The sequence below is a fragment of the Dietzia aerolata genome, assembly GCF_014144865.1.
GTDB classification, from domain to species: Bacteria; Actinomycetota; Actinomycetes; order Mycobacteriales; family Mycobacteriaceae; genus Dietzia; species Dietzia aerolata.
This window is the reverse complement of the sequence record NZ_JAALDM010000072.1, coordinates 1-5,044: the sequence shown is the minus strand read 5'-3', so window position 1 is coordinate 5,044 and position 5,044 is coordinate 1. Positions and strand designations below refer to the sequence as shown.

The 5,044-nt window shown below is 71.5% G+C and carries 5 protein-coding genes and 1 pseudogene; 4 read left to right on the top strand and 2 right to left on the bottom strand.

Annotated elements, in window-relative coordinates:
* A pseudogene (locus G6016_RS05445) lies at positions 1–243 on the bottom strand (hypothetical protein); the annotation flags it as partial.
* A gap of 128 nt (positions 244–371) precedes the next feature.
* On the opposite strand from G6016_RS05445, the gene G6016_RS05440 reads away from it, so the two are divergent.
* From G6016_RS05440 to G6016_RS05425, 4 genes are all read left to right on the top strand, one after another.
* Positions 372–782: an HAD family hydrolase gene (locus tag G6016_RS05440; protein ID WP_182631677.1), complete on the top strand. Its 411-nt coding sequence runs from the start codon at positions 372–374 to the stop codon at positions 780–782.
* A gap of 3 nt (positions 783–785) precedes the next feature.
* The gene (locus G6016_RS05435; RefSeq protein WP_182631676.1) at positions 786–2,183 is read left to right on the top strand and encodes a wax ester/triacylglycerol synthase family O-acyltransferase; all 1,398 of its coding nucleotides are present in this window, start codon (positions 786–788) and stop codon (positions 2,181–2,183) included.
* A 51-nt stretch (positions 2,184–2,234) separates the two neighbouring features.
* Positions 2,235–2,756 (top strand): DUF6912 family protein, encoded by a 522-nt coding sequence (locus tag G6016_RS05430; protein WP_182631675.1) that lies wholly within the window; start codon positions 2,235–2,237, stop codon positions 2,754–2,756.
* Between the two features lie 216 nt (positions 2,757–2,972).
* Positions 2,973–4,091: an FAD-binding oxidoreductase gene (locus tag G6016_RS05425; protein ID WP_182631674.1), complete on the top strand. Its 1,119-nt coding sequence runs from the start codon at positions 2,973–2,975 to the stop codon at positions 4,089–4,091.
* Between the two features lie 47 nt (positions 4,092–4,138).
* On the opposite strand, the gene rsgA is transcribed toward G6016_RS05425, so the two are convergent.
* On the bottom strand, positions 4,139–5,044 hold a 906-nt coding region (gene rsgA, locus G6016_RS05420), incomplete at its 5' end, for a ribosome small subunit-dependent GTPase A (protein WP_182631673.1).

Here is a 5,044-nt window from a genome sequence, read left to right as displayed (position 1 = left end):
CAGGGCGTGGGCGGATCTGCGGGCCGGGACGGGGACCTCGTCCGACTCATCGGGCAGGGGAGTGCGCGCCGGCCCCGGGTGGGCGCGTGCGTGGTGCACCTGCGCGGGCTGCGCGCCGGGCAGTGGCTCGGTGGAGGGCAGGGGGTGGATGGTGGTGTCGTCGTCGTCCCCCAGGGTTGTGCCTGGACCCCCGGGGACGGCACGCCGCCCCGCCCCGGCCCGTGTCGCCTGCGTCGCGGTCATGTCTGCAGCTCCCTCCGGCGCCCGGGAATCGGGCGCTCCAGCGTCGTCTACCCCTTATGACGGGCCGGAAGTGCCGCGCGGTTCCCCTCCTTACTGCGCAGCGGCCACTCGTTGCCTAGGCTGTTCTCATGCGAGGACTGATTGTCGACTACTTCGGGGTGCTGGACGGCACGGATGAGGACCGCGAGAACTGGCGGACCATCCTGACAGGTGCCAAGGCCAATGACGTCCGGCTCGCGGTTCTCAGTAATGAGCCGGAGGGGTCGGGGGCGGATCGTGTCCGCGAGGACGCGCGTGCGTACGGGATCGAGCACGTGGTGCTCAGCGGGGTGATCGGCGTGGAGAAGCCCGACGCCGAGGCGTTCCTGGAGGCGGCGCGGCGGCTCGAGCTGGAGCCGCGGGAGTGCGTCATGGTCGACGATGCGATCGAGAACGTCCTCGGCGCGGTGCAGACCGGCATGATCGGCGTGTTCTACCAGGTGTTCGATCGGGCGGCCGTGGAGATCCGCGGACTGCTGGGTCTGGACGAGGTGGTCTGAGCCGTGGCGACCAGGTTGGCGACCACGGATGCGGACCTGCTGCTCGGTGACGCCGGGCGCTCCCGCAGCCGGCATTCCTGTTCCCTGGCGCTGGTCTCGCGCGACCAGCCCTGGGACATCGACCGGGTGATGGAGTTCGTCGACGCCCGCCTGGCGGATGCGCCGAGGTTCCGGCAGCGGATCCGGAAGGTGCCGTTCGGGCTCGCGCGGGCCGTCTGGGTGGATGATCCGGAGTTCGACCTGAGTTTTCACGTCCGCCGCTCGGCGCTGCCCGCCCCCGGTGGGATGCGTCAGCTCGCGGACCTGGTGGCCCGGCTGGTCGACCGGCCGCTCGAGGCGGACCGGCCCCTGTGGGAGCTGTACCTCATCGAGGGCGTCGAGGACGGCCGGCTGGCGATTCTCACCAAGACCCACCACGTGCTGCTCGGCGGCCCCAACGCCATCGACCTGGCGCAGGTGCTCACCGCCGAATACCAGGCCTCGACGGAGGACGCCGAGGTGGCCACGTGGACGCCCATGCCGTCCCCCGGGGACGGGGTGCTGGTGCTGGACGCGCTCATGACCATCGTGTCCGACCCGTTCGAGCTGGTGCGCCGGTCCACGCGGATGGTGAAGGCGATCGAGCGGACGACCCGCGGTCTGGCCGGGGCCGCGAGTTTCGCGATCCTGCGCTCCAGCGGCGGGCTGACGGAGATGTTCCGCACCGAGCACTCGCGCGGCAGTCGGGTGGGGCTTGCCTCGTTCCCGCTGCCGGTGGCGAGGGAGATCGCGCGGCAGCACGGCTGCAAGGTCAATGATGTGGTGCTGGCCGTGCTGTGCGGGGCCCTGCGCTCGTGGATCCTGTCGTCGGGGCATCCGCTGACCACGGCGGACATCCTGCGCGTGATCGTCCCCATGGCGGTGACCGCGGAGAGCGACTCCGGCGACGAGCAGGGGGACGTGATGTCCGCCGAGATCGCGTCGGCGCTCATCGCGATGCCGGTGGGGGAGCCCAACCCGCGGATGCGGCTGGCGCAGATCGCCCGCGAGACGGCCACGCAGCGGCACCAGCGGGAGGCCGTGGGCGCCAAGTCGCTGGCCCGCCTGTCGGGTTTCGCGCCGCCGACCCTGCATGCGCTCGGCTCGCGGGCGGCCATCATGTTGCCGTCGGATTCCTACGATCTCGTGGTGACCAACGCGCCCGGCCCGCAGCACGAGATGTTCTGGGACGACGGTCAGCTCAAGGAGGTCTACCCGGTCCCGGCGCTGCTCGACGGCCAGGCGCTGGCGGTGTCGATGAGCAGCTACCTGGGTACTGTGTACTGCGGTTTCACCTCCGATCGGCAGGCGCTGCCGGACGTCGAGGAGATCGGTGAGCTCATCTCGAGCGCCCTGGAGGAGCTCTCCGGGATCGCCTCCTGACCTCGCCGCGCGCGCCCCGAGACCGACCCCCGCCCGCCAGGAAGGCCCACCATGCGTTTGTTCATCCCCGCCACTCTGCCGATGCTCGAGACCCTGCTCGCCGACGGGTCGATGCCGGTGCGTAGTGGCACCGCCTTCGCCGCCACGCCGGCACTGGTGGAGTCGTATGCGGAGGGCGATCTCGAGGAGATCGAGCACGTCGCGTTTCTCGAGGCGGCCCGGGCGTCGCTCCGGCTGCTCGGCGGGGAGCTCGACTCGGGCGCGGCGCACGCCAAGCACCCGCACCGCCGGGTGGTGGTGAGCGTGGACCTGCCCGACGAGCGGATCACGGTGCGCCCGGACCTGGACACCGCCGTGGTGCGGATCAGCGACCCGGCCGTGACGACGCAGGACATCGCGGCCGTGCACGTGGACCTCGAGGGCGCCGCGGAGCTCGTGGAGGCCGCCGTGGAGGCGGTGGACCGCGCCGACCTGGGGGACGAGGACGCGGAGCTGACCGTCGGAGATGCCCTGGATGTGGATCTGGCCTGGTACGACGCCGTGGAGTTGCCGTTCCTGTTGACCCTGCTGTGAGCCGGGCTCAACGTATGTAGAACAGAAGTGACGACGACGACAACGGCAGCCACCCCACCACGGCCGGCACCACCGGCGGTGACGGTCAGAAGCCTCCTGAAATCGGGTCGGCGATCCCCCGTCGGAGGCTAACCTACGCTACCGTAGGTTGCAGTGCCGTCGATGCCGACCCGGGCCCCGGGCGAGCAGGTGGCGGGAGAGCAGAGGGAGGCACCAGTGTCGGAGTCGAACAGAGGTCTGGGCAGGGTACTGCGGGCTGCGGCGGCACGGGTGCCGGAGCCGCGGACCGCACACCGGTTGCTCAACCGTCTCACCCATCCGCTGCGCATGGACGACTACTCGTCGCTCATCTACCCGCTGTGGTCCTCCCGTGAGCTGCGCGGCGAGGTCGTGTCGGTGCGGCGTGAGGCCGACGACGCGGTGACACTGGTGATCAAGCCCGGCTGGGGCGCCACCCCGTCCTACCGTCCGGGCCAGTACCTGGGCATCGGCGTGCTGGTCGACGGGCGCTGGACCTGGCGTTCCTATTCGCTGACGTCGGCGCCGACGAGCGGCCGCGGCGAGTACTCGGTCACGGTCAAGGCGATGCCCGAGGGACTGCTCAGCAATCACATCGTCGGCACGGTCGAGCCGGGCACGATCGTCCGCCTCCAGGCCCCGGCCGGCGATTTCCATCTGCCGTCGCCGACGCCGGACAAGCTGATGTTCGTCAGTGCCGGCTCCGGCATCACCCCGGTGATGGGCATGCTGCGGTCGATGGACCGCCGGTCGGGCGACGAGCGGTTCCCGGACGTGGTGCACGTGCACTCGATCCGCACGCGCGATGACGCGCTGTTCTACGACGAGCTGCTCGCCCTCGAGCGCACCCAACCCGGTTACACGCTGCACCTGCGGGTCACCGCGGAGGAGGGCCGGATCAACGCCGAGCAGATGTCGGCACTGGTCCCGGACTGGGCCGAGCGGCCGACGTGGGCGTGTGGCCCGGCGGCGATGCTCGACGAGCTGGACGAGCACTTCACGGCCGAGGACCGCGAGGACCTGTACATCGAACGGTTCACCATCAACCGCGACGCGGGCGCCACGGGCGGCACGGTCACCTTCGGGTCGACCGGCAAGACCGTGGAGCTGGACGGCGCCACCACGATCCTCGAGGGCGGCGAGAGCGTCGGCGTGCAGATGCCGTTCGGCTGCCGCATGGGCATCTGCCAGACCTGCGTCGTCCCGTTGGAGGACGGGCATGTCCGCGACCTGCGCAACGGCACCGATCACGGCCCCGGCGAGCGCATCCAGACGTGCGTGTCGGTCGCGCTGGGGGACGTCGAGCTCACCCTCTGACCTGGCCTGCCGGCGCCCGGGGCCTGCCTACCGCCGCCCGGCCGCCCTCACTCCTGGTCGAGCCCCAGCTCCCAGTGGTCGTTGGACTGCAGCGCTCCCAGCAGTTCCCGCACGGCCAGTGCGCGCCGGTGGGTGGCCGGGTCCTCGATGGCGTCGAACGCGCACTCGGGGTCGGCGGGCGGCCCCTGGTGGGTGCAGCCGCGCGGGCAGTCCTCGGCGATCTCGTCCAGGTCGGAGAAGGCGGCCACCACGTCGTCGGGGGAGACGTGCGCGAGCCCGAAACTTCGGATGCCCGGCGTGTCCACCACCCAGCCCCCGTCGGCGAGCTCGAGCGCCACCGACTGGGTGGAGGTGTGCCGGCCCTTGCCCACGCCGGAAACCCGTCCGGTGGCGCGATCGGCGTCGGGGACCAGTCGGTTGACCAGAGTCGATTTGCCGACGCCCGAGTGTCCGATCAGGGCGGAGATCCGGCGGTCGACCACCTCGTGCAGCGGGCCCAGGTCGTCGTCGACCCCCACCGTCAGGACCGGGACGTCGAGCGCGGCGAATTCGGCCGCGAACACCGACGGGTCGTCGAGGTCGCCCTTGGTCAGGCACAGAACCGGCTCCAACCCGCCCGTATAGGCGGCCACGAGCGCGCGGGCGACGAACCCGGCGCGCGGCGGCGGATCGGCGACGGCCACCACGATGAGTAGCCACTGCGCGTTGGCCACCACCACCCGCTCGTACGGGTCGGAGTCATCGGCGGTCCGGCGCAACACCGTTGAGCGGTCTTCGACGCGCACGATCCGGGCGAGGGTGTCGCGCGCGCCGGTCAGGTCGCCCACCACGCCCACTTGATCGCCCACGACGATCGGGGTGCGGCCCAGTTCGCGGGCGCGCATGGTCACCACGCGGGTGCCGGCGCTGTGGTCGGGCCCGTCGTCCAGCAGCACGCAGCCCCAGCGGCCGCG